The organism is Novosphingobium sp., assembly GCF_965229225.1.
Taxonomy (GTDB): Bacteria; Pseudomonadota; Alphaproteobacteria; order Sphingomonadales; family Sphingomonadaceae; genus Novosphingobium.
In genome coordinates this window covers 3930306-3955519 of sequence record NZ_OZ245867.1, presented here as the reverse complement: position 1 = coordinate 3955519, position 25214 = coordinate 3930306, and the positions used below count along the sequence as shown (strand labels likewise).

The 25214-nt window shown below is 65.2% G+C and carries 27 protein-coding genes; 12 read left to right on the top strand and 15 right to left on the bottom strand.

The window, feature by feature from the left end; all coding sequences use genetic code 11:
* The gene (locus tag ACO06X_RS18590; RefSeq protein WP_421837627.1) at window positions 1-1314 is read right to left on the bottom strand and encodes an amidohydrolase family protein; all 1314 of its coding nucleotides are present in this window, start codon (window positions 1312-1314) and stop codon (window positions 1-3) included.
* A 135-nt stretch (window positions 1315-1449) separates the two neighbouring features.
* On the opposite strand from ACO06X_RS18590, the gene ACO06X_RS18585 reads away from it, so the two are divergent.
* Together ACO06X_RS18585 and ACO06X_RS18580 are read left to right on the top strand one after the other, a co-directional pair.
* On the top strand, window positions 1450-1875 hold the full coding sequence (locus ACO06X_RS18585) for a Zn-ribbon domain-containing OB-fold protein (protein WP_421837626.1): 426 nt from the start codon (window positions 1450-1452) through the stop codon (window positions 1873-1875).
* Complete coding sequence (locus tag ACO06X_RS18580; RefSeq protein WP_421837625.1) at window positions 1872-3056, top strand: thiolase family protein; 1185 nt, start codon at window positions 1872-1874, stop codon at window positions 3054-3056. The genes ACO06X_RS18585 and ACO06X_RS18580 overlap by 4 nt, the downstream gene beginning before the upstream one ends.
* A gap of 6 nt (window positions 3057-3062) precedes the next feature.
* Here the strand turns inward: ACO06X_RS18580 and ACO06X_RS18575 are convergent, their stop codons facing one another.
* From ACO06X_RS18575 to ACO06X_RS18560, 4 genes are all read right to left on the bottom strand, one after another.
* The gene (locus ACO06X_RS18575; RefSeq protein ID WP_421837624.1) at window positions 3063-3848 is read right to left on the bottom strand and encodes a FadR/GntR family transcriptional regulator; all 786 of its coding nucleotides are present in this window, start codon (window positions 3846-3848) and stop codon (window positions 3063-3065) included.
* A gap of 110 nt (window positions 3849-3958) precedes the next feature.
* Window positions 3959-4816, bottom strand: a complete 858-nt coding sequence (locus ACO06X_RS18570; RefSeq protein WP_421837623.1) for an SDR family NAD(P)-dependent oxidoreductase — start codon at window positions 4814-4816, stop codon at window positions 3959-3961.
* On the bottom strand, window positions 4809-5309 hold the full coding sequence (locus ACO06X_RS18565; RefSeq protein ID WP_421837622.1) for an SDR family oxidoreductase: 501 nt from the start codon (window positions 5307-5309) through the stop codon (window positions 4809-4811). The genes ACO06X_RS18570 and ACO06X_RS18565 overlap by 8 nt, the downstream gene beginning before the upstream one ends.
* Window positions 5309-6190, bottom strand: a complete 882-nt coding sequence (locus ACO06X_RS18560; RefSeq protein ID WP_421837621.1) for an SDR family oxidoreductase — start codon at window positions 6188-6190, stop codon at window positions 5309-5311. Before ACO06X_RS18560 ends, ACO06X_RS18565 begins: the two co-directional genes overlap by 1 nt.
* A 69-nt stretch (window positions 6191-6259) precedes the next feature.
* Between ACO06X_RS18560 and ACO06X_RS18555 the strand changes: the two genes are divergently transcribed.
* The 7 genes from ACO06X_RS18555 to ACO06X_RS18525 are packed head-to-tail and all read left to right on the top strand — an operon-like array spanning window position 6260 to window position 11890.
* Window positions 6260-7117 (top strand): SMP-30/gluconolactonase/LRE family protein, encoded by an 858-nt coding sequence (locus ACO06X_RS18555; RefSeq protein ID WP_421837620.1) that lies wholly within the window; start codon window positions 6260-6262, stop codon window positions 7115-7117.
* Entirely contained in the window at window positions 7110-7556 is a 447-nt protein-coding gene (locus ACO06X_RS18550) for a nuclear transport factor 2 family protein (RefSeq protein WP_421837619.1), read from the top strand. Before ACO06X_RS18555 ends, ACO06X_RS18550 begins: the two co-directional genes overlap by 8 nt.
* A gap of 36 nt (window positions 7557-7592) precedes the next feature.
* Window positions 7593-8051 carry a MarR family winged helix-turn-helix transcriptional regulator gene (locus tag ACO06X_RS18545; protein WP_421837618.1) on the top strand — a complete coding sequence of 153 codons (459 nt, stop codon included), beginning with the start codon at window positions 7593-7595 and terminating at the stop codon, window positions 8049-8051.
* The gene (locus tag ACO06X_RS18540) at window positions 8048-9124 is read left to right on the top strand and encodes a phosphotransferase family protein (RefSeq protein WP_421837617.1); all 1077 of its coding nucleotides are present in this window, start codon (window positions 8048-8050) and stop codon (window positions 9122-9124) included. Before ACO06X_RS18545 ends, ACO06X_RS18540 begins: the two co-directional genes overlap by 4 nt.
* Window positions 9125-9138: 14 nt before the next feature.
* Window positions 9139-10419, top strand: coding sequence for an acyl-CoA dehydrogenase family protein (locus ACO06X_RS18535; protein ID WP_421837616.1), 1281 nt, complete (start codon window positions 9139-9141; stop codon window positions 10417-10419).
* Complete coding sequence (locus ACO06X_RS18530; RefSeq protein WP_421837615.1) at window positions 10419-11159, top strand: SDR family NAD(P)-dependent oxidoreductase; 741 nt, start codon at window positions 10419-10421, stop codon at window positions 11157-11159. The genes ACO06X_RS18535 and ACO06X_RS18530 overlap by 1 nt, the downstream gene beginning before the upstream one ends.
* Window positions 11156-11890 (top strand): enoyl-CoA hydratase/isomerase family protein, encoded by a 735-nt coding sequence (locus tag ACO06X_RS18525; protein WP_421837614.1) that lies wholly within the window; start codon window positions 11156-11158, stop codon window positions 11888-11890. The genes ACO06X_RS18530 and ACO06X_RS18525 overlap by 4 nt, the downstream gene beginning before the upstream one ends.
* Before the next feature lie 17 nt (window positions 11891-11907).
* Here the strand turns inward: ACO06X_RS18525 and ACO06X_RS18520 are convergent, their stop codons facing one another.
* A complete protein-coding gene (locus ACO06X_RS18520) occupies window positions 11908-12663 on the bottom strand; it encodes an N-acyl homoserine lactonase family protein (protein WP_421837613.1) in 756 nt (251 codons plus the stop codon).
* A gap of 95 nt (window positions 12664-12758) precedes the next feature.
* Between ACO06X_RS18520 and ACO06X_RS18515 the strand changes: the two genes are divergently transcribed.
* On the top strand, window positions 12759-13739 hold the full coding sequence (locus ACO06X_RS18515; RefSeq protein ID WP_421837612.1) for an NADPH:quinone oxidoreductase family protein: 981 nt from the start codon (window positions 12759-12761) through the stop codon (window positions 13737-13739).
* On the opposite strand, the gene ACO06X_RS18510 is transcribed toward ACO06X_RS18515, so the two are convergent.
* The 5 genes from ACO06X_RS18510 to ACO06X_RS18490 are packed head-to-tail and all read right to left on the bottom strand — an operon-like array spanning window position 13736 to window position 18714.
* The gene (locus ACO06X_RS18510; protein WP_421837611.1) at window positions 13736-14665 is read right to left on the bottom strand and encodes an NAD(P)H-dependent flavin oxidoreductase; all 930 of its coding nucleotides are present in this window, start codon (window positions 14663-14665) and stop codon (window positions 13736-13738) included. The genes ACO06X_RS18515 and ACO06X_RS18510 overlap by 4 nt on opposite strands.
* Window positions 14665-16161: a class I adenylate-forming enzyme family protein gene (locus ACO06X_RS18505; RefSeq protein WP_421837610.1), complete on the bottom strand. Its 1497-nt coding sequence runs from the start codon at window positions 16159-16161 to the stop codon at window positions 14665-14667. The genes ACO06X_RS18510 and ACO06X_RS18505 overlap by 1 nt, the downstream gene beginning before the upstream one ends.
* 17 nt (window positions 16162-16178) lie before the next feature.
* Window positions 16179-16466 carry a hypothetical protein gene (locus ACO06X_RS18500; protein ID WP_421837609.1) on the bottom strand — a complete coding sequence of 96 codons (288 nt, stop codon included), beginning with the start codon at window positions 16464-16466 and terminating at the stop codon, window positions 16179-16181.
* A 28-nt stretch (window positions 16467-16494) separates the two neighbouring features.
* Window positions 16495-17502 (bottom strand): acyl-CoA dehydrogenase family protein, encoded by a 1008-nt coding sequence (locus tag ACO06X_RS18495; RefSeq protein ID WP_421837608.1) that lies wholly within the window; start codon window positions 17500-17502, stop codon window positions 16495-16497.
* A gap of 3 nt (window positions 17503-17505) precedes the next feature.
* Window positions 17506-18714 carry an acyl-CoA dehydrogenase family protein gene (locus ACO06X_RS18490; RefSeq protein WP_421837607.1) on the bottom strand — a complete coding sequence of 403 codons (1209 nt, stop codon included), beginning with the start codon at window positions 18712-18714 and terminating at the stop codon, window positions 17506-17508.
* A gap of 96 nt (window positions 18715-18810) precedes the next feature.
* Here ACO06X_RS18490 and ACO06X_RS18485 point away from each other — a divergent pair, with 96 nt between their 5' ends.
* Entirely contained in the window at window positions 18811-19629 is an 819-nt protein-coding gene (locus ACO06X_RS18485; RefSeq protein ID WP_421837606.1) for a thioesterase family protein, read from the top strand.
* A gap of 8 nt (window positions 19630-19637) precedes the next feature.
* On the opposite strand, the gene ACO06X_RS18480 is transcribed toward ACO06X_RS18485, so the two are convergent.
* From ACO06X_RS18480 to ACO06X_RS18470, 3 genes are read right to left on the bottom strand one after another with little or no spacing between them, the layout of a single operon-like run.
* Window positions 19638-20579 (bottom strand): alpha/beta hydrolase, encoded by a 942-nt coding sequence (locus ACO06X_RS18480; protein ID WP_421837605.1) that lies wholly within the window; start codon window positions 20577-20579, stop codon window positions 19638-19640.
* A complete protein-coding gene (locus ACO06X_RS18475; RefSeq protein WP_421837604.1) occupies window positions 20572-21372 on the bottom strand; it encodes an enoyl-CoA hydratase-related protein in 801 nt (266 codons plus the stop codon). The genes ACO06X_RS18480 and ACO06X_RS18475 overlap by 8 nt, the downstream gene beginning before the upstream one ends.
* A gap of 8 nt (window positions 21373-21380) precedes the next feature.
* A complete protein-coding gene (locus tag ACO06X_RS18470) occupies window positions 21381-22667 on the bottom strand; it encodes an FAS1-like dehydratase domain-containing protein (protein ID WP_421837603.1) in 1287 nt (428 codons plus the stop codon).
* 71 nt (window positions 22668-22738) lie between these two features.
* Here ACO06X_RS18470 and ACO06X_RS18465 point away from each other — a divergent pair, with 71 nt between their 5' ends.
* Window positions 22739-24229, top strand: a complete 1491-nt coding sequence (locus tag ACO06X_RS18465; RefSeq protein ID WP_421837602.1) for a class I adenylate-forming enzyme family protein — start codon at window positions 22739-22741, stop codon at window positions 24227-24229.
* Window positions 24230-24233: 4 nt separating this feature from the next.
* Here the strand turns inward: ACO06X_RS18465 and ACO06X_RS18460 are convergent, their stop codons facing one another.
* Entirely contained in the window at window positions 24234-25214 is a 981-nt protein-coding gene (locus ACO06X_RS18460; protein WP_421837601.1) for an aldo/keto reductase, read from the bottom strand.

Sequence of the window (25214 nt, the reverse complement as noted above, 5' to 3'; positions counted from 1 at the left end):
TCAGGCCGACGCGAACATCTTTTCGATATCGCCCGACGTCACCGCGCGCCGTGCCTTGCCGATCGCGTCCATGCTTTCGGTTTTCAGGCCGCCGAGATTGTGGCGCGGGCTGACATCGACGTCCTTGCCCAGTTCGCGCAGGTGGCCGACAGTGCAGTTTGCCCGCCCACCATTGTGCGCAAAGGCATCGAAGCTGTATTCGCGCATGACGTTTTCGTGGGTGATCTTGTCGATCACCGCCCGATCGAGCCCGTTGACCGAGGCCCAGAGATATTCGGGAACGTTGGGCCAGACAGTGTCCGAGTGCGGATAATCGCATTCGTAGGCGACCATGTCGGCATTCATGTAATCGAGATTCTTGATCCCGAACTGGTCATCGATGAAGCACGAGATGATGTGCCGCTTGAACACGTCGGACGGACGCTCCCCTGCGAAATCGCTGAAGGTCCACTCGTGGTGGTGCTCATAGGTGAAGTCAGCCCGCTCAAGGAAATAGGGCACCCAGCCGATCCCGCCTTCCGACAAAGCCATGCGCAGACCCGGATAGCGCTTCCAGAAGCTGGCGAAAGTCCAGTCCGCCGCCGAGTTGGCAATCGAGATCGGCATCGCGGTGATCCACGCGTCGATCGGGCTCTCGCTGCTGGGATGCAGCGCCCGCGCGCCGGTGCCGATGTGGCAGTTGATCACGATCTTGAGATCTTCACAGGTCTGCCAGAACGGCTCCCAATAGGCGTTGTGAATGCTCGGCAGGCCGATGTTTGCCGGGTTGTCGGAGAATGACACCGCGTGGCAGCCGAGCGCGCTCATACGCTTCAGTTCGCGCACCGTCTCGTCGATATCCCAGGCCGGCACGAGGCACATCGGGATGAAGCGGCCCGGCGCGCTGGCGCACCATTCCTGCACGTGCCAGTCGTTCCATGCCCGGCAGGCGAGCATGGCTTCGACCGGATCCTTCTTCGCCATGCCAACAAACACCCCGCCGGCAAAGCTGGGCATCGTCGGGAAGTTCAAGCTGGCGAGCACGCCATTGGCGTTCATGTCGTCGACCCGAAACTTGGGATCATAAGTGCCCGGGCGGAGCTGATCGAAGGTCGTCGGCTCCATGCCATATTCGCTGCGCGGACGGCCGACGACCGCATTAAGCCCGATCGTGGGGAAGCGCTGGTCGTTCCACAGCCAGACGTCCTTGCCGTCCTGCTGGATGATGCGGGGTGCGCGGTCTTTCTTGCCTTCGGGATAGTGGCGGATGAACGCTTCGGGCGGTTCGATCGCATGATCGTCAACGCTGATGATCACCATGTCTTCCATTTGCATCGCTGCTCTCCCGCCAACCGGCCGCGCATCGCTCGCGACTCAAAAGTTGATGAAGCGTCAATTTATCGAATGGACGTCCCGACTGCAATCAGATAATCGTCAACTGAGTTAGATAACTGAGACGGGAAAACGGGCATGGGCACGCCGCCTGCACCTGCGCGCACGCTGCCGGCAATCGACAAGGACAACTGCGCCTACTGGACCGGCGGCGAACATGGCCGATTGATGATCTGCCGCTGCGGCCAATGCGGGTATTACGTGCATCCGCCTGTGCCGTTCTGCCCGCAATGCGAAAGCAGCGACGTTGCGCCAGAGCCGGTTTCCGGGCGGGGGCGGATCGCCAGTTTCACAGTCAATCACAAGATCTGGGTGCCGGGGCTCCCTACGCCCTATGTCCTCGCGCTCGTCGCCCTCGACGAGCAGGACGACGTGCGCCTCGTTTGCAACATCACGCATTGCAACCCCGACGCGGTGCGCTTCGACATGCCGGTCGTGGTCTGGTTCGAGCACCAGGAGGATCTGTGGGTCCCATTCTTCCGTCCGGTGGAGCAAGCGGCATGACCGCCTATGCCGAAAAGAACACCGCAATCACCGGCGTCGGCATGTCCGAGGTTTCGCGCGGCGCGACCAAGTCCGCGCTGGCACTCACAGTCGATGCCGCAATGGCGGCGATCCGCGATGCCGGGCTCACTCGCGCCGAGATCGACGGAATCGCGACCTGGCCTGGCGAGCAGGCCAATGCCTCAGGCTTTTCCGCAGTGGGCTGCGCCGCGCTGCAGGATGCGCTGCGATTGAAGGTGGGCTGGTACGCGGGCGGGGGAGAAGCTCCGGGGCAGTACGGCGCAGTGTTCAACGCGGTCGGCGCGATTACCGCCGGGCTCTGCCGAAATGTCCTCATTTTTCGCACGATGTACGAAGCAACCGCGCGCAAGACCGCCTTTGCCAATTCGCTGCTCAAGTCAGGCGAGCGCCAGTCCGGTCCGTTTGCCTGGTATGCGCCCTATTACACCTATGCCGCGTCGCTCCAGCAGGCGCTGTTCTTCAATCTCTATGTCCACAAGAGCGGGATCCGGCCAGAACAGGTCGCGCAAGTGCCGATCAACCAGCGCCGCAATGCCGGGCTCAATCCCAACGCGGTCTATCGCACGCCGATCACGCTCGAGGACTACCTCGCCTCCCCGCTCATCGCGACGCCGCTGCGGCTCTACGATTGCGATGTGCCGTGCGACGGGGCGGTGGCGATCATCGTCTCCCGGATGGATGTGGCACGTACCTTGCGCAATCCGCCGGTGCGGATCGAGGCGATCGGCTCATCGATGCAGTATCGCAATTCATGGACCCAGCTCGACGCACTCGACACGCAGGCCCAGCCCAAGGTGGCCGAGATGATGTGGAGCCGCACCGACCTCAAACCTGCCGATGTCGATATCGCCCAACTCTACGACGGGTTCACCTATCACACGCTCAACTGGCTTGAGAACTTCGGCTTCTGCGAGCGTTACGGGGCCAAGGACTTCATCGAGGGCGGGCGGCGGATTGCGCTCGAGGGCGAACTTCCGGTCAACACCGGCGGGGGCGCGCTTTCGGGCGGGCGGCTTCACGCCTATGGCGCGGTGCACGAGGCTTGCAGCCAGCTCTGGGGACGGGGCGGAACGCGGCAGGTCAAGGGCGATCCGCAGGTCTGCGCGACGTCGACAGCGGGCGGGCCGCTGGCGGGCGCCATGTTGCTGGTGCGGGACTAGCCTGCTTCAGCTGCCGAGTGATTCCACCACACGCTGGCCTTCGCCGTCGCTGGTCCATGTGGCATTGGCGTTATGGAGATGCAGTCGCCAGTGGGCCACGGCGTCTTCGACCCGCCCGGCCTCGATCAGATCGACGACCTTCTGGTAAGAGCGCAACCCCGCGCGATGCGCCTTGAGCCGGAATTCGCGGGTCCTGGGGTGCCGCTTCTGATAGCCGCTCTGGTGCTTCCCTGCGAGGTTGAGCAGCATCCGGCTCATGAACGTCAGCGTCTTGAGCCCGGTCGAGGCAACCAGCGTCTGGTGAAAATGTTCGACGTGGTCGATGAAATCATCATGCCGGTCCTCATCGAGCATGCGCTCCATGTCGGCCAGCAGATTGCGAAGCCGGACGGTTGCCCCGGCGCCCTTGTCGGTCGCGAGCCAGCGCACCACCGACGGCTCGATGGCGAGGCGCGCCTGGTAGAGATCGAAGATCGTGGTGCCTTGCGATTCCAGCACATAGCCGGCATAGCGCGAGACCAGCTCGACCGATGGCTTGTGGACCTTCGCCCCGGTGCGCGAACCGCGCACCACGCTGATCAGCCCTTCGGCCTCCAGAATGCGAAAGGCCTCACGCAAGGTTGGGCGTGAAATGCCGAGGCTGTCCATGAGCTGCCCCTCGGGCGGAAGGCTGTCACCCTCGTTCAGTTCGCCCCGGATGATCTGCGCGCGGATCTTGTCGGCCACGATCTCGCTGGTCTTGGGAACATGGATGCGCTGCGAAGTGCTATCGTCGTCCATGCCATACAGCATCAGCTCATCCTCTCATGAACCAACCGGGTCCAAGAGTCCCAAGGTAGTAAACTTGGTTTTATAACTAAAGCGTAAAATGAACAGGTGCGGGATTTATCCCCCGAACACCGCTACCCGAAGGCAAGGTCTTCGTTGAGCGTCCACTTGCCATTGCGGCCGCGTACCCAGCCGCCTGCGGCGGCAGTGCCGCCATCAACCGGCAATACCACGCCAGTTACATAGCTTGACTGGGATGAGCAAAGGAAAATTGCTGCATCGCCGCATTCGCTGTCCACACCCTCGCGCCCGAGCGGAATCAGGCGGTTCATGGCATCAATCTCTTCCGGACTGTGCGTACGCCAGCTGGCCGGATCGACCGGCCCGGCGCGATTGCCCTGGTTGCCCGGCGTGACCGTATGGTCGGGAGAAATGCAGTTCACCCGGATGCCGTGGCCCGAAAGCTCGATGGCCATCGACTTGGTGAAGCTGACCATCCCGGCCTTGCAGGCCGCGTAGACCGCAAAGTTCGGCGCCGCGCGCTCCGCCTCGATCGAGGCGACGTTGAGGATCGCCCCGCCGCGCCCGCCGCGGATCATGATCGGCGCGGCGGCGTGGGTCGCGGCCAGCATCGACACGAGATTGATATCGATATGACGGCGCCAGCTCCGCTCGCTCTGCTCGAGGAAGGGCCGGCCCGAAACGCCGCCCACATTGTTGACCAGAATATCGAGCCTGCCGAACCGAGCATCGGTGGCGGCAATTGCGCTGCGCAGCGCCTCGGTATCCATGGCGTCGCCCGGCAGGGCCAGCGCCTCCCCGCCCAGTGCCGCGATCCGCTCCGTGGTTTCGGCACAGCGCTCCGGGATGATGTCGAACACCGCGACCGCCGCCCCGGCCTCGGCAAGCCGCAGCGCAATGCCCCGACCGATCCCGCCACCGCCGCCGGTCACGAACGCCACTTGCCCATCGAGCCGCCCGCGCTCAGTCATCAAGCCCCACTCCCATCACGGCACCTGTGACATAGGCCGCATAGTCGCTGGCCAGATAGGCGACAAGATTGCCCAAGGTTTCCCCCGTCTCGCACGTCAGAATCGCGTTCACCCGAATGCCGTCGCGCGCCCATTCGACGCCCAGCGTCTTGGTCAGATTGCCCAGCGCCCCGGCCGCGGCGGCATGGTCACTGCCCAGTGCCTGTTCGGGCGCACCGACATAGACGACCGCGCCGCCCTTGCCCGCAGCGCGGCGCAGGGCAGCATAATCCCTTGCCAGCAGGAAGCGCTGATCGAGGCCGCTATCGAGCGCCGCGCGCCATTCGGCATGGCTCAGTTCATGCGCCGGTTTTGCGAGTGGCGGCGCAGCAATGTGAAGCAGCACATCGCAACCGCCATCATCGACAAGCGTGGCACCGTGCGCCGCCAAGGCGGCTGCGATCACCGGACTTTCCCCCACCAGCCGCGCGGTTTTGCCCTCAAGCCAGCTCATCAGCGCCACCCCCAGGGGCCGTCGGCACGTTCGCGCGGGGGGATGAAATCGGGCATCATCAGTGAGCGGCGCAGGCTTTCCCCGCCGTCCTGAACGATCACCTGCCCGGTCAGCCCCGCCATAAGCGGGGTGCAGGTCATCGCGGAAAGCCAACCGAATTCGTGGATCGAGCCGGCGCGCCCCGCCGGGATCATCGCCTGCAGATCCTCGATCCCGCCCTCGCGCCGACCTGCTGTCGAGCTTTCATGCGGGAAGAACCCTGCGGCAATCGCATTCACGCGGATGCCATAAGCTGCCCAGTCACGCGCCATCTTGCGGGTCATTGTCGCTTGCGCGGTCTTGGCGGCAGCCGAATGGGCATCGCCCGGAAACCCCGTCCAGATATACTGCGCCGAATTGTTGATGATCGCCCCGCCCTGCCCCAGCGCGATCCGGCGGCGGGCAAATTCGGTGGAGCACAGGAACGTCCCGTCGATCGCGATCCGGGTCACCGCATTCCAGGCATTCACCGAAATGTCCTCGGCGAGCACCGGGAAATTGGCCCCGGCGTTGTTGGCCAGCAGACTGACCGGTCCGAGCGTCCGCTCCGCCTCATCAAACGCGGCGGCGACCTGATTGGGCAAGCGCACGTCGCAGCTGATCCCGTGGGCCTTCACGCCCAAATTGGTCAGCCCTTCCGCTGCAGCCTGCGCCTTTTCGAGATTGCGCCCCATGACCGCGACACTGGCCCCGCCTTGCGCAAAGGCGATGGCCATGGCGAGCCCCATGCCCGAGCCGCCCCCGCTGACCAGCACGGTCTGCCCCGCGAAGATATCCGGCGGATAGGGCGGCGAGCCGAACGGCGGCGGAACCGCAACGAGATGGTGTGAAGGCACGGCCATGCATCCATGCTTGCGGAGCGGCCCGCGTGCTGTCAAGACATAGATAACCTAGTAATATAGGATACTGGTATGGAGACGGTTGCCGAAGGGCTGGCTTTCCCGGAGGGCCCGGTGGTGATGGCCGACGGCTCGGTCATCGTTGTCGAGCTCGCGAGCGGTCGGATCACCCGTTGCTGGAACGGGCGCAAGGAAGTCGTCTGCGAAATCGGCGGCGGGCCCAACGGCGCGGCGATCGGCCCGGACGGGGCGCTCTATGTCTGCAACAACGGCGGGCTCGATCTCACGCGCTTCCAGAACGCGCGTGGACCGGGCTGCGAGGGGCGGATCGAGCGGGTCGATCTTGCCACCGGCACATTCGAACGCCTTTACGACAACTGCGACGGTATCGCGCTCGAAGCGCCAAATGATCTGGTATTCGCCGCTGACGGCACCTTGTGGTTCACCGATCTGGGCAAGACCCACGACGGCATCCGCACCGCGAGCGGGCTGTTCGCCTGCAGCGCCGATGGCACCGCGATCACTGCGATAGATCGCCATCCGATCTCCTACAACGGCGTGGGGCTCTCACCAGATGGCACCACGGTCTATTGCGCTGACACCCATCAGGCTCGGCTCTACAGCTACAAGGCCGTGCCGGAAGCACAGCGCCCGCAATGGGTCGCAACCGCGCCGGGGCATGTCGGATTCGACAGCCTCGCGGTCACGGCGGCCGGAAACATCTGCGTCGCAACGCTCTATCAGGGCGGCATCACGACGATCACGCCGGACGGCAGGACTGCCAAGCGCGCCTTCGATGATCGCTACACCACCAACATCGCATTCGGCGGCGAGGACATGCAGGATGCCTGGATCACGCTTTCGGCCTCGGGCCGGCTGATCAAGGCACGATGGGACGAGCCGGGCCTCCGGCTCAATTTCAATGGCTGAGCCCGCCCCCAATGTCGCAGCCGACCGCGACGCGATCCGCGATCTCCTTGCGCGCTACACCTACAACGGTGATCGTGGGCGGATCGAGGCACTCTCTGCCTGTTTTGCTGATGACGGCACGCTGGAATATCCCGGCAACCGTGCGAGCGGTCCGGCTGCCATCGTAGCCGCGCTCGCAGGCGGCAGCGGGACGCCCGGCCCGAAGCCAAGCTTCGTGCGCCACCATATCACCAACCCGCTGATCGAACTGGACGGTGATCGGGCAACGGCGCGCAGCTACTTCGCCGTTCACACCGACATCGGCCTCGATCACAGCGGTACTTATAGCGACACGCTTGTCCGGACGCCCCACGGCTGGCGCTTTGCGCACCGGCTGGTGCGGGTCGACTGGCAATCTGCGCAGTCGCTGTTCCGGCCGATGGCGACGCGCAAAGAATAATTTGACACCATGGTGTCGTTTTGACACTAAAGTTCCATGCTCGAATCACACTCAGACCTTGCCCTGCTGATCGACGCTCTCGCGCGGACGCAGGGGCGCCTGCGCGCCGCATTTGCTCCAGCCCGTGCCGGATCGGCGCTTGGCGACATGGAGCACACCGTGCTCGTCGCGGTCGTGGAAGCCCGGGAGCCTCCGACAGTACCGCAGATCGGCCGGTCGCTTGGCCATCCGCGGCAGGTGATCCAGCGTGCGGCCAACCGGCTGATCGAGGCAAGGCTGATCACTGCGGAGCCCAACCCAGATCACAAGCGGGCCGCGCTGCTCGTCCCCACGGCGGCGGGACAGGCGCTCCAAGCGGAAGCCAATCGGCACGCAGGAGACATCGCCGCCGGTCTGATGACCTGCCTCGATGCAGCGCAGGTGAAGCAGGCAACCGCCTTGCTCTCGGCCATCCGCGCCGGGATCGAGCGCCACGAAAAGGGCAAAGCATCATGACCGATACCGCGCCCCTCGCCCCCGGTCTGGTCGACCTGCCGCGGCTCACCGCATGGCTCGATGCACATATTACTGCGCTGGGCGATGGTCCGCTCACCGTGACCCAGCTTCACGGCGGCACCTCTAACGTGATCCTCACACTCAATCGCGGCGGCAAGGATATGGTGCTGCGCCGCCCGCCCCCGGTTGCGCCGCCCGGTGCGGAAAAGGGCGTGCTGCGCGAGGCGCGCGTGCTCACCGCGCTAGGCGGAACGGCGGTGCCGCATCCGACTTGCCACGGTTCCTGCGCCGATCCCGAGGTCATCGGTGCGCCGTTCTACGTGATGGAGCGGGTCGCAGGCTGGGCTGCGGAACTGCGCGGCGAGCGCATCTATCACCGCGCGCCGTTCGACCGCGCGCCCTGCGAATACGGCATCGCCTATGCCATGGTCGACGGACTGATCGCGCTCGCCAATGTCGATTACAAGGCGGTCGGCCTCGAAGGCTTCGGCAAGCCCGACAATTTCCTCGAGCGGCAAGTCGACCGCTGGGAGGGCCAGATCCGCTCGTACCCCGAGCACTATGGCTCGGAGTGGCGCGAACTGCCCGGCTTTGCCTATGCGCGCGATTGGCTTCGCGCGAACATTCCGGACGATTTCCGCGCTGGGATCATCCACGGCGATGTCGGCACGCCCAACGCGCTGTTCGCGTTCGATCGCCCGGCCCGGCTCACCGCGCTGATCGACTGGGAGCTTTCGACGATCGGCGATCCGCTGATCGATCTTGCCTGGTTCACCGGGCGGCTGCGCGACGAGGACCACCCCGAGGTGATCGGGGAGGCGGCGCTCTATGCCGCCGAAAACTTCCCGACACGGCAGGAACTCGCCCGCTACTACGCCGCCGGCACGGGGCGCGAACTTGCCTGTTTCGACTACTACTGCGTGCTCGCCGCCTACAAGAGCGGCTGCATCCTTGAATACAAGGTGGCGCAGAGCAGCGCCGGGATTCTTCCGCCCGAGACCGGACAATTTTTCGACAAGCTGGTGCGCGCGGCTTTCGCCCGTGCCGAAGTGCTGGCCCGCAAGGCCGGCTGAGGAGACGCGAGCGCATGTGGCAATTCCAGACAGATCCCGCTTTCCAAGCCCAGCTCGACTGGATGATGGACTTCGTGAAGACCAAGGTCGAACCGCTCGACTACCGCTTTCCCGGCCACGGCGCGCCGTATGACTTTGCCAACCGCGAGAGCCGTGCGGCGATTGCGCCCTTGCAGGCCGAAGTGAAGGCGCGCGGGCTCTGGGCCTGCCACCTCGGCCCGCATCTGGGCGGACCGGGCTACGGTCAGGTCAAGCTCGCCTTGATGAACGAGATCCTCGGCCGCGCCTATTGGGCACCGACGGTGTTCGGCACGGCCGCACCCGATACCGGCAATGCCGAGATTCTGGCGATGTTCGGCACCGAAGAGCAGAAGGCGCGCTACCTCCAGCCGCTGATGGACGGGGATATCGTCTCATGCTTCTCGATGACAGAGCCGCAGGCCGGTGCCGATCCAAAGGAGTTCGTCTGCCGCGCATGGCAGGAGGGCGAGGAATGGGTGATTGAGGGCGAGAAGTGGTTCTCCTCGAACGCCCGCTATGCAGCCTTCCTGATCGTGATGGCGGTGACCAATCCGGAAAACCCGCCGCACGGACGGATGAGCATGCTGATCGTGCCGACCGATACGACGGGGGTGGAAATCCTGCGCAATGTCAAGGTGATGGGCGATGATCTGGCCGGCGACGACGGCATTCACGCCTATATCCGCTACAACAAGGTCCGCGTTCCGCTCGATGCCATGCTCGGCCTGCCCGGCGAAGGCTTCAAGGTGGCGCAGGCGCGGCTCGGCGGCGGGCGCGTCCATCACGCCATGCGCACCGTCGGCAAGTGCCAACGCGCGCTCGACATGATGGTCGAACGCGCCAATTCGCGCCGCACGCAGGGCCGGCTGCTCGCCGAGCACCAGTTCGTGCAAGGCATGATCGCTGAGAGCTGGATCGAGCTCGAACAGTTCCGGCTGCTGGTGATGAAGACGGCCTGGTCGATCGATGAGGTCGAAGCCGGGCGGACGCCTCCGGTGAACCCGCGCACTCTGATCGCGATGTGCAAGGTGCAGATGGCGAAGGTCTATCACGACATCATCCAGCGCGCGATCCATCTCCACGGCAGCCTTGGCGTTACGCACGAACTGCCGCTGGCCGACTGGTGGGGCGGCGTCGCCAGCCTCGCGCTCGCCGATGGCCCGACCGAGGTCCACAAGGCACAGGTCGCCAAGGCGCTTCTCAAGCGCGGTTCGGCAGCACCGGGGCTTTTTCCGAGCGAACATATCCCGACCCGGATGAAGTCTCTCGCCTGATGGACCCCTTGTTCGATTTCACCGGCAAGGTCGTGCTCGTCACCGGCGGCAGCCGCGGGCTGGGCTATCAGATGGTCAAGGCCTTTGCCGAGCGCGGCGCCGAAGTGATCATCGCCAGTCGCAAGCTCGAAAAATGCGAGACGGTTGCAAATGAATGCCGCGCGCTGGGTCGTCGTGCCTTGGCGGTGGCGGCACATGTCGGCCGCTGGGCCGAATGCGATGCACTGATCGCGTCAGCCTATGCCGACTTCGGCCGGGTCGACGTGCTGATCAACAACGCCGGCATGTCGCCCCCGTGCCCCAGCCACGATATGCCCGAGAGCCTGTTCGATTCGGTGCTCAATCTGAATTTCAAGGGCCCGTTCCGGCTCGCCAGTCAGATCGGCCGCCGCATGGCCGAGGGCGATGGCGGCGCGATCATCAACATCAGTTCGACCGGCGCGCTGATGGCGCTTCCCGGCGTGGTGCCCTACGGCGCTGCCAAGGCCGCCCTCAATGCCATGACCGTCTCGCTCTCGCGTGAATATGCCCCCAAGGTGCGGGTCAACACGATCAGCGCGGGCCCGTTCCTGACCGATATTGCCGAGGCGTGGGATCCGAAGCGGCGCGAAAAGCAGCCTGTTGCGCTCGGGCGTCCCGGACATCCGCCCGAAATTATGACTGCCGCGCTGATGTTGGCGAGCCCCGCGTCTTCCTTTACCACGGGGGCATTGCTGCGGGTCGATGGAGGGCAAAGATGAGCGATCTCGTTCTGTTTGAGCGCACGGGCGCGATCGTCACGCTCACACTCAACCGGCCGGACAAGCGCAATGCCCTCAATCTGGCGCTGTGGGGGGAACTGGCAGCGCACCTCGATGCAGTCCGCGCGCTCGGCGAAAACATCGCGGTCGTGATTCTGCGTGCATCGGGTCAGGTGTTCTGCGCGGGCAACGATCTCAAGGAGCGCGGCGCCAAGGCACCGGAGCGCGACTATCAGGCGAAGATCGTCACACGTCTGGCCGATCTGGCGCAGCCGGTGATCGTGGCCGTGCAGGGCGGCTGTTTCACTGGCGGGCTCGAACTGGCGCTTGCTGGCGACATCATCGTCGCCGGCGAAAGCGCCAGCTTCGCCGATACGCACGGCAAGTTCGCACTGGTCCCGGCCTGGGGCATGAGCCAGCGCCTGCCGCGTCGGGTCGGGCAATGGAAGGCGCGCGAGATGAGCTTCACCGGGCTGCCGGTTTCGGGCCGCGAGGCGGAGCGGATCGGCCTTGCCAACCACTGCGTGCCCGATACCGAGCTGGACAGCGCGGTCGCCCGGCTGGCCGAGGCGATCGCCAGCCAGAGCCGCCACAGCGTGTTCGCCTACAAGCGGCTTTACCGCGAACAGGACGACCTGCCGCTACAGGCCGGGCTCGCGCATGAAGTGTTCGCCAGTGCCGGTGTCGGACCGGACTTCGCCGAGCGGGTCAGCGGACAGTTCGGCAAGTAACCGGAAGCGCAGCGGTGCTATTCGAACCGGGCGTTCTCACGGATCGTCGCCCATTGCCGCCCATCGTGGCCGAACAGGATGCGCGTTCCGGCAGCACGCGCACGTGCCAGCCGTTCGAACGTCAGGCGGCCTTCCTCCAGATCAGCAGTCGCCTTGGGCAGCACCATCGTATCGAGGTTGCGCTCGGTATAGCAGCAGTCGCCCGCGAGCAGCACGTCGCCACGCGCGAGCCTGACGATCATGCTCTGGTGGCCGTGGGTGTGCCCGTAAGTCGGCACGATCCGCACCGAGCCATCGCCGAACAGATCAAGCTCGCCCTCGATCGTGCGGATCGGTTGTCCGGTATCGAAATCGACCGCTTCGTAGAGCCCGGGATCGGGCCGCTCGCGCGCAACCTCGTATTCGCGCGCCTGGACGATAACGGTCGCGCGCGAGAAATGCACGTTGCCGCCGCAATGGTCGATGTGGAGATGCGAATTGACGATCCAGTCGATGCTCTCAGGATCGACATCGATCGCACGCAGGCGGGTGGCGATATCCATCCCCTCGAACCACTGCAGGCCGAACTTGTTCGCCGGCAGCGCGGTCTCCAGATCGCGGCAATAGCGCACGCCCATGCCGGTATCGAACAGCGCGCGGCCCTTGGGGTGATCGATCAGGTAGGACGGGACAGGCCCACGCAGATAATCGCCCTCGTCGCCTTCGACGAAGTAGCCGGGGCGGCACTGGAACCAGCCGCAATTGAAGGCGTAGAGCCTGAGATCGTCGGTCATGTTTTCGAGCCTGGTGCGCACAGCACTGAAGACAACACGCTTTCGCTGCTCGACAAGAGCCGGCGGACGACTGCCAAGCCAGAAGGAAACGAGCCATGCCCCGCGCCGTGATCGCCGATGAACTCGGTCCGCCCTCCGCCTATAGCCTGCGCGACATGCCGTCCCAACCTTTGGTCCCGCATCAGGTGCGCATCGCGATCCGCGCTGCCGGAATCAGCTATGTCGACGTGCTGACCGCCGACGGGCGCTATCAGGTGAAGCCGCCGCTGCCATTCGTTCCCGGCAGCGAGGCAGCGGGCGAGATCATCGAGATTGGCAGCGCGGTCACCGGTCTCATCTTGGGGGACCGCGTTTCGGCGAGCGGGTGGGGCGGCCTGTTTGCCGAGGAAGCGGTCCTGCCCGCCCGCGCCGTACGCAAGCTCCCCGATGCGATGGGCTTTACCGAAGCGGCGGTCTTCCCGGTCAGTTACGCAACTGCCTGGCACGCGCTGGTCGATCGCGGCCTGCTCCGCGCGGGCGAAACGCTGCTGGTGCTCGGTGCAGGCGGGGCGACCGGCTATGCCGCCATCCAGGTCGGCAAGCATCTTGGCGCCCGGGTGATCGCCTCGGCCTCGAGCGAGCCAAAGCGCGCGCTGGCGCTTGCCGGAGGGGCCGATGCTGCCGTCGATGCCCGCGCGGAGGATTGGCGCGAACAGGTGAAGATCGCCAACAGCGCAAAGGGCGTGGACGTGGTGTTCGACAGCATCGGCGGCGCGGCGACCGATCCGGCGTTCCGCTCATTGGGTTGGGGCGGTCGGCATCTGGTGATCGGTTTTCCCGCAGGCATCGCGGCGCTGCGCACCAACCTGCCGCTGCTCAAGGGCTCCAGCCTCGTTGGCGTCGATATCCGTCAGTTTGGCGAGTTCGAGCCGGAGAAGGCCGAAGCCAACCGCGGCGAAATTTTCCGGCTGGCCGCCGAGGGTGTGCTGCGCCCGCATATCGCCGCATCCTATCGGCTTGAGCAATTCCGCGAAGCGATGACTGCCGCTGCCGAAGGCGCGCAGGCGGGGCGGATCGTGCTGACGATGGAGACCTAAGCCCAGGCTTGCTCGATCGCGGCGAGCCGGGCCCGCCAGCTTTGCTCCGGTACCAACTCGGCAAACTCGCGGCGCATCCGCGCGACAAGATCTGCCACCGGCTCAATCGCGTCGATTAGTCCCACGCTTTGCCCGGCACTAAAGATATCGCGCCATGGGCGGACCCCCTCCGGCATGGGCACGCGGTGCGTGGGGAGGCTATCCGGGTCGAGCCCGGAGGCTTCGACGGAGTCGCGGATCCAGTTGGCGGGAACCCCGTTCATCGCGGCGGAAATCATGATCCGATCGATCCCGGCGCCCGCGATCATCTCGCGGTGGGCCTGAACCACTCCGCTTTCCGGCGTGGCGATAAAGCGTGTGCCCATGCAGGCCAGATCGCCGCCCAGCGCGAGGACGGCAGCCATACCCCGGACATCGGCAATCCCCCCGCCCACAATCAGCAAACCGTCCCATATCCGCCGCACGGCAGGCACGAAGGCAAACGGCGTGATGAACCCGGTATGTCCGCCAGCCCCGGCACAGGTGAGCATCAACCCATCGACCCCGGCCTCGATCGACTTTTCGGCATGGCGCAGCGTGGTCACGTCCTGGATCACGCGCCCGCCCCATGCGTGGACACGTTCGACCAGAGCGGTGGGGTTCCCGACGCTCGAAAGCACCAGCGCGGCGCGGTGGCGCTCCAGCAGCGCCAGCCGCGCTTCGCCGTCGCCGTCATTGGCAATGCGCGCGGGCAGATTGACCAGCGCCGGTGCGCCCTCTGTTTGCGCCAGCGTGTCGAGATAGCGTTCGAACTCGCTGACCGGGGTCGCCGCCCCGCCCTGCCAGCCCGCCACGACCCCCGCCTTGCTACAGGTCGCTGCCAGAGCGACCGAGGAGGCAAAGCTCATCGGCGCGCAAACGAGCGGCAGCGCGAGCCGCTCGAACATCACGCCGCGAGCAGCTTCTTGACTTCGCGGCGCAGCAACTTGCCCATCTCGTTGTAGGGCAGGCTCGGGAAGAAGCGCACCACTTCGGGCACCCGGCTCGAACGCAGCCGCGCGCGGACCATGCTCCGGATCTCGTCCGCATCCGGCTGCGCAAAGCCGCCGCGCACCACCACGGCGACGCCAACTGCCTCGCCCCATTCGAGGCTGGGCACCGCAACAGCCGCAATATCGGCGATCGCGGGATGCGTAAGCAGCAGATCCTCGATCTCGCCGGGGGAGATATTCTCACCCCCCCGCACGATCACATCATCGGCGCGCCCGGCGAGGAACAGATAGCCGTCCTCGTCGAGGTAGCCGGCATCACGCGTCGGGAACCAGCCCTCGGCATCGAGCGCGCTCTTTTCCTTGTACCGGCCCGAAACCTGATCGCCGCGCACGTAAATCTCGCCCGGTTGTCCGGCGGGCAGGACCTCGCCGTCCTCGCCGCGAATCGCGAGCTCGATGGTCGGCAGTGGAATGCCGACCGAGGCGAGCCGGGCGCGCACTTTGGGATCGTCCGAGCGATGCGCTGCGCGATGCTCCTCGGGACCAAGCAGCGCGATGGTCGAGCTTGTCTCGGTCAGGCCATAGGCATTGGTGAAAGCAGTCTCGGGAAACAGATCAAGTGCGCGGTGGATCAGTTCGAGCGGCATCTTGCCCCCGCCATAGGCGATGGCCTTCAGCGAGCCGATATCGGCGCGCACGCCCTTGTCCAGCGCCTGGATGATTCGCCCGAGCATGGTTGGCACGACGAAGGCATTGGTGACCTTCTCGGCCTCGACCAGTTTCAGCCAGTCCTCCGGCGCGAAGGCAGGAAGGAGCACCACCCTGCGCTGGGCGTAGATCGAGGAGACCAGCGCAGCTATCCCGGCGATATGGTAGGGCGGCACCGAAACAAGCGTCGCTTCGCTTTCCTCCGCCGAGCCGAACTCGACCGTGCCGAGAATGTAGGAAACGAGGTTGGAATGCGCGAGAATGGCGGCCTTGGGCGCGGCGGTCGTGCCGCTGGTGAAGAGCTGGATGCAGACGCCCTCGCCCGGATCGCATTCGGCCTGTTCGTCCACCACGGCTTCGAGTGCAGCGAGCGTGAACTCGCTGCGCGGATAGACGATGTGTCCGGCATCGCCCGATAGCTGCTGCACACGCCGGGCATCGCCGACAATGAGCGCAGGCGCCACGCGGCCAAGCAGCGCGGCGAGATCGGCATCGGCCAGTCGGTAGTTGAGCGGGCAATAGGGCACGCCGGCGAGCGCCGCGCCGAACAGCGCGATCACTGCCGCCTCGCTCGATTCGTCGAGCAGCGCGACATGGCCTGCCCCGCTCGCGCGGATAAGCGCACAGGCCCCGCGCGCGGCGGCGTCAAGCTCGCCATAGGACCAGTGCTTGCCGTCGCAGACGAGGCCGATCCGGTCGGGATCGGCTTGTGCCGCCATTTCCAGAAAAAGGGCGATGTTCATGGGCCGGGCAGGTCCGTTCAGTCCGAGGCCGGAAGCGGCTTGGCTTCCTTGAGCTGCAGTGCCAAACCATCGAGCGCCAGAGCGCCTTTGCCCGGCTTGACGCAGAGCAGCTCGACCGTACCGGCAGCGTCAACATAGCGCTTGCCCATGACGGTGCCGCCAGCCTGCGCGGGATCGATTTCTCCGCGCTCTCCGGCACCATCGCCCAGCGGCGCGCCGCCGCAGGTGAGCACGCCGCTGCCATAGCGGATCACCACCACTTCACTGTCACAAACCGTGCTTTTCAGACGCGAACCCGGCTTCATGGCCCGATGCTCCCTTCCTCTGTTTTCTCTACCAACCCGCCAGCTCTGCGGCGCGGGCGCGATGCTGCGCCGGACTGCCAAGCCAGGCCCGGTTGTGCACCGAGCGGCGGAACCAATAGTTGAGCCCATATTCCCACGTGTAGCCGATGCCGCCATGCGCCGCGATGGCGGCGCGCGTGGTGCGGGTATAGACCTCACACAAATGCGCCTTGGCCATCGCCGCCGCGCGGGTCGCGTCAGGCAATCCGGCATCCCACGCATAGGCGGCGTACCAGACTTGCGCGCGCGCGGGCTCGACATCGAGCATCATGTGCGCGAGCTGATGCTTGAGACCCTGGAACCGGCCAATCGGCTGGCCGAACTGTTCGCGCGTCTTGGCATATTCGACCGAAAGATCGGTGCAATGCTGCGCGCCGCCGAGCGCGTCGGCGGCAATGAGCACCAGCGCCGCATCGCGGATGCGCTGGACCATCGGATCGCCCGCCGCGAACAGCGGATAGGTCTTGGCCGATCCGAAGGTTACGCGCGAGACCGGGCGGCTGCGATCGGTGGCGCTGACCGCTTCGATTGCCACCCCCTCGCCCGCGGCGATCAGGCAGAGCCCGCCGGCTCCGTCGTCCGCCAGAAACAGCTGGGCCGCGCGGGCGCATTGGACGAGATCGCTGTCGAGCGCGAGTGTCGCCACGGCCTCGCCGCTGACAATGCCCGGTAGCAGCGCGCGGGTGGCAGCATCGCTGCATTGTGCCACAGCGAGCGCGGCGACAATTTGCCCGATCAGCGGTCCGGGCGCAGCCGCCTCGCCCGCCACTTCGCAGACAAGTGCGGCGTCTAGCAGCCCGAGCCCGGCGCCGCCTTCCGCCTCGGGCAGCGCAAGAGCGCCGATCCCCAGCGCCATCAGCGCCTGCCAGCTCTCGGCATCGAAGTCGGCTTCGCCATCGGCAAAGGCATGGAGCCGCTCCATTCCCCAGCATTCGCCGAGCGTGCCCCGCACGGCATCCTGAATCGCGACTTGTTCCGCTGTCAGATGAAAATGCATGGCTTACTTCTCCGCGCTCATCGCGAGATCGCGCGGCAGGCCGAGACCGCGTTCGCCAATGATATTGCGCTGGATATTGCTGGCGCCGCCCGCGATCGAATTGCCGAGGCTGCCCATGATCTGATCGAGCCATTTGTTGGGGCCGCGAGGGCCGCGCGGGCCTTGTCCGCCTGCCCCCACCGGTTCGGTCATGCCTTCCTCGCCAATAAGGTCCTGTGCGAGGAGAGCGATATCGTGGCCAATTTCGGTGAGCAGCAACTTCATCAGCAGCGGGACCGCACCCGGATCCTCGCCCGCCGCGGCGCACGAGAACAGGCGGAAGCTGGTGTAGCGGTGCGAGAGCACGCGGCCTTCGATCTCGGCCAGCCGGTCGCGGACCAGCGGATCACCGATCCGGCCCATTTCCTGCGCCAGTTCGACGAGCTTGCGGAACTGGCTGCCGAGGCCGTCGGCGCTCCCGATGCTGGCGCGCTCGTGCTTGAGCGTGGTGCGGCTGACGTACCAGCCCTGCCCGCGCTCGCCCACCTGCCACGAGACGGGTGCCTCGGCATTGTCGAAGAAAAACTCGCAGAAGGTGTGGCTGCCCTGCTCCCCGGTCATCTGCCGGATCGGGCGGCGGGTCACGCCCGGCTGGTTCAGGTCCATCAGCAGGTAAGTGATGCCATCGTGCTTGGGCGCATCGGGCTCGGTGCGCACCAGCATGAACATGTGCGTCGCCTGCATGCCCTGGCTCGTCCAGATCTTCTGCCCGTTGACGATCCACTTGCTGCCATCGGCGGAGAGCTCGCCCTTCGTCCGCACCGAGGCGAGATCGCTGCCGGAGCCGGGTTCGGAATAGCCCTGCCCCCAGACGTAATCGCCTTCAATCGTAGGGCGGATGAACAGCTCGCGCTGCTCCTCGGTGCCCTTTTCGAGCAAGGTCGGCACGGTCATGTTGACGCCGTTGCCGCCCACTTCCATCGGCGCGCGAGCCCGGCCGAATTCCTCGCGGATCACCTGCGCGCGGATCACATCGACGGGCTGCTCCGAGCCGCCATAGCGTTTGGGCACCGAGCGGTAGAGATAGCCCCGCTCGATCGCCGCGCGGCGGAACGCGCGGATATTGTCCTTGAGCTCGGCCCCGCGCAATTCACCGGGCTGCCAGGCCTGTTTGATGAAGCCGCGGACTTCCTTGCGGAACGCCTCCGCTGCTTCGCCATAGCTCAGGTCCATTGACAAAACTCTCCCGTTGCGGTGCTTGATTGACCGCGCATCCTATGCCTTACTTATATCACTAGGTCAAATATGTCGACAGAGGAGCACGCGCGTTTGAACGAAGCTGAAACCCGGCCCTGGCCTCCATTCTACTACGAACGGGATGGCGCGGAATATCGCCCTTCCGGCCTGACGCGCAGCCCATGGGACGGCCGCGCCATCGCCGGTGGACCTGTCAGCGCGCTGCTCGCCAGCGGGGCCGAGGATGCAGCGCTCGACGCCCATTTCGAGATCGCCCGCTTCCAGGTCGACATCTTCGGAAAGGTGCCGCACCAGCCGCTGACCATGGCCACCGAACTGCTGCGCGACGGGCGGCAGAGCAAGCTCCACCGCGTCACTCTGCTGGCGGACGATCGCCCAGTGGCGCAGGCGCACGTGCTGCGAGTGAGGTGGATGGAGACGCCGGTTTTCCCGGTGCCGCACGACTATCCAGTGCCCGCCAGCGTACCCGAGATCGAAAGCCCCCGCGCAATGCGCATGGCTGGGGCGATCCGGCTGCGGCGCGTCGAGGGCGGTCCCGGCGAGCCTGGTCGCGGCATATCGTGGCTGGCCATGGACGGCGAAGTCATCCGCGGGACCGCACCGTCGCAATTCGTCAAGGCCTGCCTCTTCGCCGATTTCGGCAATGGCTTCGGATCGGCGACGCATGCGGAAGACTGGTCCTTCGCCAATCTCGACATCACCGTCCAGTTCCTGCGCATGCCCGTCGGCGAATGGTTCCTGCTCGACGCCGAGACCCACATGGCCGGCAACGGCCACGGCACAGCACGCAACGTCTTTGCGGATGAGCAGGGCGTCTATGCGCGCGGCTTCCAGACGATTTTTGTTGCGCCGGGTTACCGGTCAGACAGTAATCCAATTTTGGCACGCTGAAGCGCGCTTCAATTTCCCGCCTGATCGCGCACCCAGCGGTCGATCCGCTCGTACATCTCCAGCCGCGTCTCGGCGAAGTTCTGGCAGTGGCCCGAGCGCGGCAGGATGTGCAGCGTGATGTCGCGGCTGTTGCGGTAGTAGCCGGGCTCGGCGTGAGGGTCGGGCGAGACGTCGCGCTCGCCCAGATTGATGTAAAGCGGCACGTCGATGCGCGCGGCATCCTCTCGCACGATACCCATCATCACCGATTGCGCGCTGAGCACATAGGGGACCTCGACCAGCAGACTATCGTCAACCGCAATCACGTCGGGAGGCACGTCATCCCAGTGGAAGGTCGAATGCAGGCGCGATCGGTCATGGAGAATGTAGTCAGGCATCGCGAAATCAAGCGGTCCGCGATCGGCCGGAATCGTCTGGCCGTCGACGTGCAAGTGAACTCCGCAAGCGGTATAGCCAAGGATCAGGCAGAGATCGTAGGTGCGGTGCGCGGCCTGCTGGGTGATGGTCTGGAACGCCCCCATGGAATGGCCGCCGCCAACCTTGACCATCGCCTGAAGCGGCGGAAAGGCGGGACTGATCGTGCCCGCAGCAAGACGCGCGTAGATTTCGGTCATGGCCGCATGGTTCGCCGCTGCGGCGACATGCCGGGTCACCAGCATCTGATTGCTCGCCCGGCCGCTTGCGCCGATCCCGAGATGGTCGGGCAGCACCACGATATGCCCGCGCTGGCGCAGAAAGTCGGCCAGCGAATATCCGGTTCGCCCGGGCACCTCGAAATGAAAGTAGCGCCGGTCGTAAGTTCCCCCGTTCAGCAACGAGATGACCGTGGGCCGATCCGGGAACGCATCGGGCAGGAACACCCAGCTGCTGATGAAGAGCGGCTGCCCCCCGCTGACCTCCGGCGGCAAGGCCGCGCTGACATCGACCGAGATCTCGATCGGTTCAACCACCCTTGTCTTCGCCGGCCTTGCGCGCTTCGCGCCAGATCATCGCCGTCGCCTGGGTGGAAAGCCCCATGTTGAGCGCCTCAGCGTCGAACTGGGCTTCGAACGACCAGTCCTCGGCATTGTTGAGGTTCTGCTTCATGTAGCGGAAGCCCATGCGCGGTCCGTCGGCCAGCCGGTGCGCGGCCTTCAGGGTTTCCGCTTGCAGCACCTCGTCGTCGAACAGGCGGGTGTAGATGCCCTTGGCGAAGGCTTCCTCGCCGGACAGCTTCTCGCCCAGCAAGAACAGTTCGCGCGCGACTCCGGTGCCGAGGATCTTGGTCCAGAACCAGGTCGATCCGAAATCCCCACCTGCGCCGATCTTGTCGAACGCGGTGAGGAAGCTCGCCGAGCGCGCGGCGAAGCGCAAGTCGCAGGCCCCGGCGATGCCGATCCCGGCCCCCGCGACCGGCCCGTTGACCATGGCGATGGTCGGCTTGGGCATCTCATGCAGCAGGCGCGCGGTTTCCATGAAGCCGCGCAGCCGCACGAAGCTCTGCTCGGCGCGGCTGCCGCTCTCCGGATTGGCCGGGACAACAGCCTTGTCGCCCCCGCCGTCCTTGAGATCACCGCCCGCGCAGAAGCCCCGCCCGGCCCCCGTCACGACCACGCAGCCGACCGAGGCATCGCGCGCGGCATCGGCGCAAGCATCCGCCAGCGGCGCCATGATCGCGCCATTGAGCGCATTGAGCCGGTCGGGCCGGTTGAGGGTGATGATGCGGACACCGCCCTCGTTCGTGATCAGCACTTCATCGGCCATGACTGCGTTCAATCCCCGCCCAGTTCCCAATGCCGCGCCATCATCCGCACCGCGGTTTCGGCGAGATCAGCCGGCACCTCGGGATAGAGCGGCAGCGGCTTGTCCTTGCTCGGCAAGGCGATGGTGGCGGTCGAGCGCACCGTCTCCTCACCGCGCTGGTTGACGAAGCGCACCGCGACATCGACGAGGTTCTGCCCGTTTTCGGTCCGCTTGCCCAGCACTTCACCGGAGACCCGCTGGACATCGCCCATGTAGTTGAACTTGCGGATCTCGTCGTGGACATGGACGATCACGCCGTCATTGCCGGCCCAGTCGTTGAGGTACTGCCACAGGTAGTTCTCGCGCATGACCCCGTAGTCGTAGGCCATCGGATTGCCGATCGCCTGCGCCCACACCGGGTCCCAGTGCAGCCGCTGAGCGACATCGGGAATGCCGTGCTCGTTCTTGACGTAGAACGCCGGGATGCGCTGGCGGTTCTTGTGCGCGCGGCGGTTGGCCGTCGGCGCATAGGGGGTGAAGCCGTAGCCGCCCGCGTGGAAGCAGATCACGTCGGTCACGGTCAGCGGCCCCTTGGCCTGAAGCCCCAGGGCATCACCCTTTTCGACATCCTCGAACCAGCGCTTGCTGCTGCCTTGCACCTTTTCGCCGGCGTAGATGTCCTCGATCGCCTGCAATTCCTCGTCGGTATAGGTCGCCGGCTGGATCGAGAGATTCTTGCCCTTTTTCGCGGCGGTCTTGCGTTCGGTGAGCACGCGCAGAAGATCATAGGTCGCGATCACTTCCGCACGCTGATTGACCTTGACCCGGCGGCTGGTGATGATCACCGATCGGCCGGCAAATTCCGATTGTTTGACCTCGCAGGTCAGGTCGCCGCCATAGGAGTAGATCGTGTCACCCGGTCGCACCGGACGGTAGAAATTCCATTCCGAGCCGGACACGAAGACGTGGATACCCTTGAACAGGCTCTTCTTGAGCGCGCGGATTTCGTCCGGCACCGGATCGCCCTTCATAGGGCGGTTGATCTGGCCGACGAACATGCCCGGCGCGATGATCCCGCCCCACCGGGTCTTGCGGGCATAGGCCGGATCGCAAAACAGCGGATTGTCATCGCCGCAGCCGTAGGCCCAGTTGCGGATCGAGTCTTCCGAGGCGGTCTGGACATATTCAGCCGTCTTCTGCGGTTCCCAGAAGCCGATCAGTTTGCGCTGCCGCTCGATGTCGCTATCCGCGATCTCGTAATCGACGGCTTTCTGCCACTCTTCGCTCTGCTTGATATCGGTCTTTGCATCGGCCACGGCATTCGCTCCTTGATCCCAGTTATATAACTAGGTAATAGAACCTCTGACGACAGGCAAGGGATTTCAGGATGGTTGAGGTGCGGCGGATCAGTGATGCGCTCAAGGTGCGGGCACAGCACCAGCGCGATGAGATCGCGCACGACGGTATCAATCGCACCATTACCTATGCCGAATGGGACAGCGAGGCCGACGCAATCGGGGGCGGACTGGCCGCAGCCGGGCTTGAACCCGGAGACCGCGTATTTCTTCCGATCAGCAATGCCCACGCGGTCGAAATGGCGATCGCGGTGTTCGCCGTGTTCCGTGCCGGCGGGATCGCATGCCCGATCAACACGCGGCTCAACGCCAAGGAGATCGCCGAGTTCGCCGCGCTGACCACCCCGCGCTGGTGCATTACCGACGTGCCGGAGGTGGTGGCGGGCCTTGAGCTCGACGGCTGCTGGACGGTCGATGCTATGCCCCGCAAGCTCGCCGCGCTGCCCGATCAGAGCATGCTGGACCCGAACTCCGATGCAGAAATCCTCGGCACCAGCGGCACCACCGGCAAGATAAAGGGCGTGGTCGTCTCGCACCCCGATCTGATGAAGGGTGTGACCGGCACCAACATGGACCGTTCACGCTCGACGCTTAATGCTCTGCCGCTGACCGGGTCGGGCGGGAACCTCGGCATAGTCATGCTGCCCGCGCGCGGCGGCGCAACCGCGATCACCCAGCCGAAGTTCGATCCCAAGGGCTTCCTCGAACTGGTCCGGGAGAAGAAGCCCGATCTGGTCTATCTGGTCCCCTCGATGCTGCGGCTGATCCTCGATCATCCCGATGTGCGGGACTACGATTTCGCCGGGGTGAAATACCTCATGACAGGCACCGCGCCGCTGCCGCACGATTCGGTGAAACGCGCGCTCGAGCTTTGGCCGCACGTGCGGATGCGCAACAGCTACGGCATGTCCGAAGGCGGCATCGGCATCGGCACGACGACCAAGGAGCAAGTGCTCAAGCCCGGCTGCGTTGGCAAGCTGCCCGAACACATGCAGCTGCGCGATGAAGCGGGCGCAGTGATCACCGAGCCCGGAGTCGTGGGCGAAATCTACGGTTTCCAGAAGCATCCGCGGCGCTACTGGAACGACCCCGAAGCCACCGCCGCAAGTTTCATCGGCGGCTGGACCAAGACCGGCGATCTTGGCTACGTCGACGAGGACGGCGATCTCATCATGGCCGGCCGTTCCAAGGAACTGATCATCCGCGGCGGCTACAACATCACACCGCTGGAAATCGAGACCGCGCTCCATCTGCACCCGGCGGTGCAGCAGGCTGCCGTGGTCGGGGTCGAGCACGAGGTGCTGGGCGAGGATATCGCCGCCGCCGTGACCTTGCGCCCGGGCCAGAGCGCCACGCCGGATGAAATCATCGCGTTCTGCCGTGAGCATCTCGCCGACAACAAGGTTCCGCGCACCCTGCTGGTGCTTGGCGACATGCCGCTCAACCCAAACGGCAAGATCCTCAAGAAGGATCTGGTCGGACCGCTTACCGAAGCCGCGAAAGCACGCCGGAAAGCCGCCTGATGCGCTAGACGTGCCCGAGCACCGGGTGCGGCACGTAGGGCGCTTCGAGCGCACTCAACTCGTCAGCGCTCAAGGTGAGATCGAGCGCTGCCAGCGCGTCCTCAAGCTGCGCAAGCTTGGTCACCCCGACGATCGGTGCCGTCACTTCCGGCTTTGCAAGCACCCAGGCCAGTGCGACCTGCGCCATTGGAGCCCCGCGCGCCGCAGCGACAGTGGCAACCGCCTCGACGACCTGCCGGTCGCTCTCCTCGGTGCGTGCATAGAGCATCGAGCCGAACCGGTCGCTGCCCGAACGCTCGGTCATTTCGCCCCACGACCGGGTCAGTCGGCCGCGCGCCAGCGGACTCCACGGGATCACACCGATGCCGGCATCGCGGCATAAGGGCAGCATCTCGCGCTCTTCCTCGCGGTAGATGAGGTTGAGATGGTTTTGCATCGAAACAAAGCGCGCCCAGCCATTGCGCTCGGAGAGCAGCAGTGCCTTCTGGAACTGCCACGCATGCATCGATGATGCGCCGATATAGCGCACCTTGCCCGCCTTCACGATATCGCTGAGCGCCTCCAGCGTCTCCTCGATCGGCGTTTCACTGTCCCACCGGTGGATCTGATAGAGATCGATCCAGTCCATGCCGAGCCGCCGCAAGCTGTCGTCCACTGCCTGCATAAGCGCCTTGCGCGATAGCCCGCCCTGATTGGGGCCCTTGCCCCAAGGACCAAAGGCCTTGGTCGCGATCACCACCTCGTCGCGGCGGGCCATGTCCTTGAGAGCACGACCGGTAATCTCCTCGGACGCGCCCTCGGCATAGACATTGGCCGTATCGAAGAAATTGATCCCCCCTTCGATCGCCCGCCGGATGATCGCACGGCTGGCATCCTCATCGAGCACCCAGGGGTGCGCGCCCTTGCCCGGTTCGCCAAAGCTCATGCAGCCAAGGCAGAGCCGCGAAACCTTGAGGCCCGTCTGGCCGAGGCGCTTGTAGGTCAT

Coding starts and splice junctions, on each gene's coding strand:
- ACO06X_RS18530 (WP_421837615.1), top strand. CDS start 10,419: ATGGACCCCTTGTTCGATTTCACCGGCAAGGTCGTGCTCGTCACCGGC.
- ACO06X_RS18495 (WP_421837608.1), bottom strand. CDS start 17,502: ATGCATTTTCATCTGACAGCGGAACAAGTCGCGATTCAGGATGCCGTG.
- ACO06X_RS18490 (WP_421837607.1), bottom strand. CDS start 18,714: ATGGACCTGAGCTATGGCGAAGCAGCGGAGGCGTTCCGCAAGGAAGTC.
- ACO06X_RS18505 (WP_421837610.1), bottom strand. CDS start 16,161: ATGAACATCGCCCTTTTTCTGGAAATGGCGGCACAAGCCGATCCCGAC.
- ACO06X_RS18500 (WP_421837609.1), bottom strand. CDS start 16,466: ATGAAGCCGGGTTCGCGTCTGAAAAGCACGGTTTGTGACAGTGAAGTG.
- ACO06X_RS18565 (WP_421837622.1), bottom strand. CDS start 5,309: ATGAGCTGGCTTGAGGGCAAAACCGCGCGGCTGGTGGGGGAAAGTCCG.
- ACO06X_RS18540 (WP_421837617.1), top strand. CDS start 8,048: ATGACCGATACCGCGCCCCTCGCCCCCGGTCTGGTCGACCTGCCGCGG.
- ACO06X_RS18555 (WP_421837620.1), top strand. CDS start 6,260: ATGGAGACGGTTGCCGAAGGGCTGGCTTTCCCGGAGGGCCCGGTGGTG.
- ACO06X_RS18510 (WP_421837611.1), bottom strand. CDS start 14,665: ATGTTCGAGCGGCTCGCGCTGCCGCTCGTTTGCGCGCCGATGAGCTTT.
- ACO06X_RS18515 (WP_421837612.1), top strand. CDS start 12,759: ATGCCCCGCGCCGTGATCGCCGATGAACTCGGTCCGCCCTCCGCCTAT.
- ACO06X_RS18585 (WP_421837626.1), top strand. CDS start 1,450: ATGGGCACGCCGCCTGCACCTGCGCGCACGCTGCCGGCAATCGACAAG.
- ACO06X_RS18520 (WP_421837613.1), bottom strand. CDS start 12,663: ATGACCGACGATCTCAGGCTCTACGCCTTCAATTGCGGCTGGTTCCAG.
- ACO06X_RS18570 (WP_421837623.1), bottom strand. CDS start 4,816: ATGACTGAGCGCGGGCGGCTCGATGGGCAAGTGGCGTTCGTGACCGGC.
- ACO06X_RS18460 (WP_421837601.1), bottom strand. CDS start 25,214: ATGACCTACAAGCGCCTCGGCCAGACGGGCCTCAAGGTTTCGCGGCTC.
- ACO06X_RS18550 (WP_421837619.1), top strand. CDS start 7,110: ATGGCTGAGCCCGCCCCCAATGTCGCAGCCGACCGCGACGCGATCCGC.
- ACO06X_RS18465 (WP_421837602.1), top strand. CDS start 22,739: ATGGTTGAGGTGCGGCGGATCAGTGATGCGCTCAAGGTGCGGGCACAG.
- ACO06X_RS18535 (WP_421837616.1), top strand. CDS start 9,139: ATGTGGCAATTCCAGACAGATCCCGCTTTCCAAGCCCAGCTCGACTGG.
- ACO06X_RS18560 (WP_421837621.1), bottom strand. CDS start 6,190: ATGGCCGTGCCTTCACACCATCTCGTTGCGGTTCCGCCGCCGTTCGGC.
- ACO06X_RS18580 (WP_421837625.1), top strand. CDS start 1,872: ATGACCGCCTATGCCGAAAAGAACACCGCAATCACCGGCGTCGGCATG.
- ACO06X_RS18590 (WP_421837627.1), bottom strand. CDS start 1,314: ATGCAAATGGAAGACATGGTGATCATCAGCGTTGACGATCATGCGATC.
- ACO06X_RS18575 (WP_421837624.1), bottom strand. CDS start 3,848: ATGCTGTATGGCATGGACGACGATAGCACTTCGCAGCGCATCCATGTT.
- ACO06X_RS18475 (WP_421837604.1), bottom strand. CDS start 21,372: ATGGCCGATGAAGTGCTGATCACGAACGAGGGCGGTGTCCGCATCATC.
- ACO06X_RS18525 (WP_421837614.1), top strand. CDS start 11,156: ATGAGCGATCTCGTTCTGTTTGAGCGCACGGGCGCGATCGTCACGCTC.
- ACO06X_RS18545 (WP_421837618.1), top strand. CDS start 7,593: ATGCTCGAATCACACTCAGACCTTGCCCTGCTGATCGACGCTCTCGCG.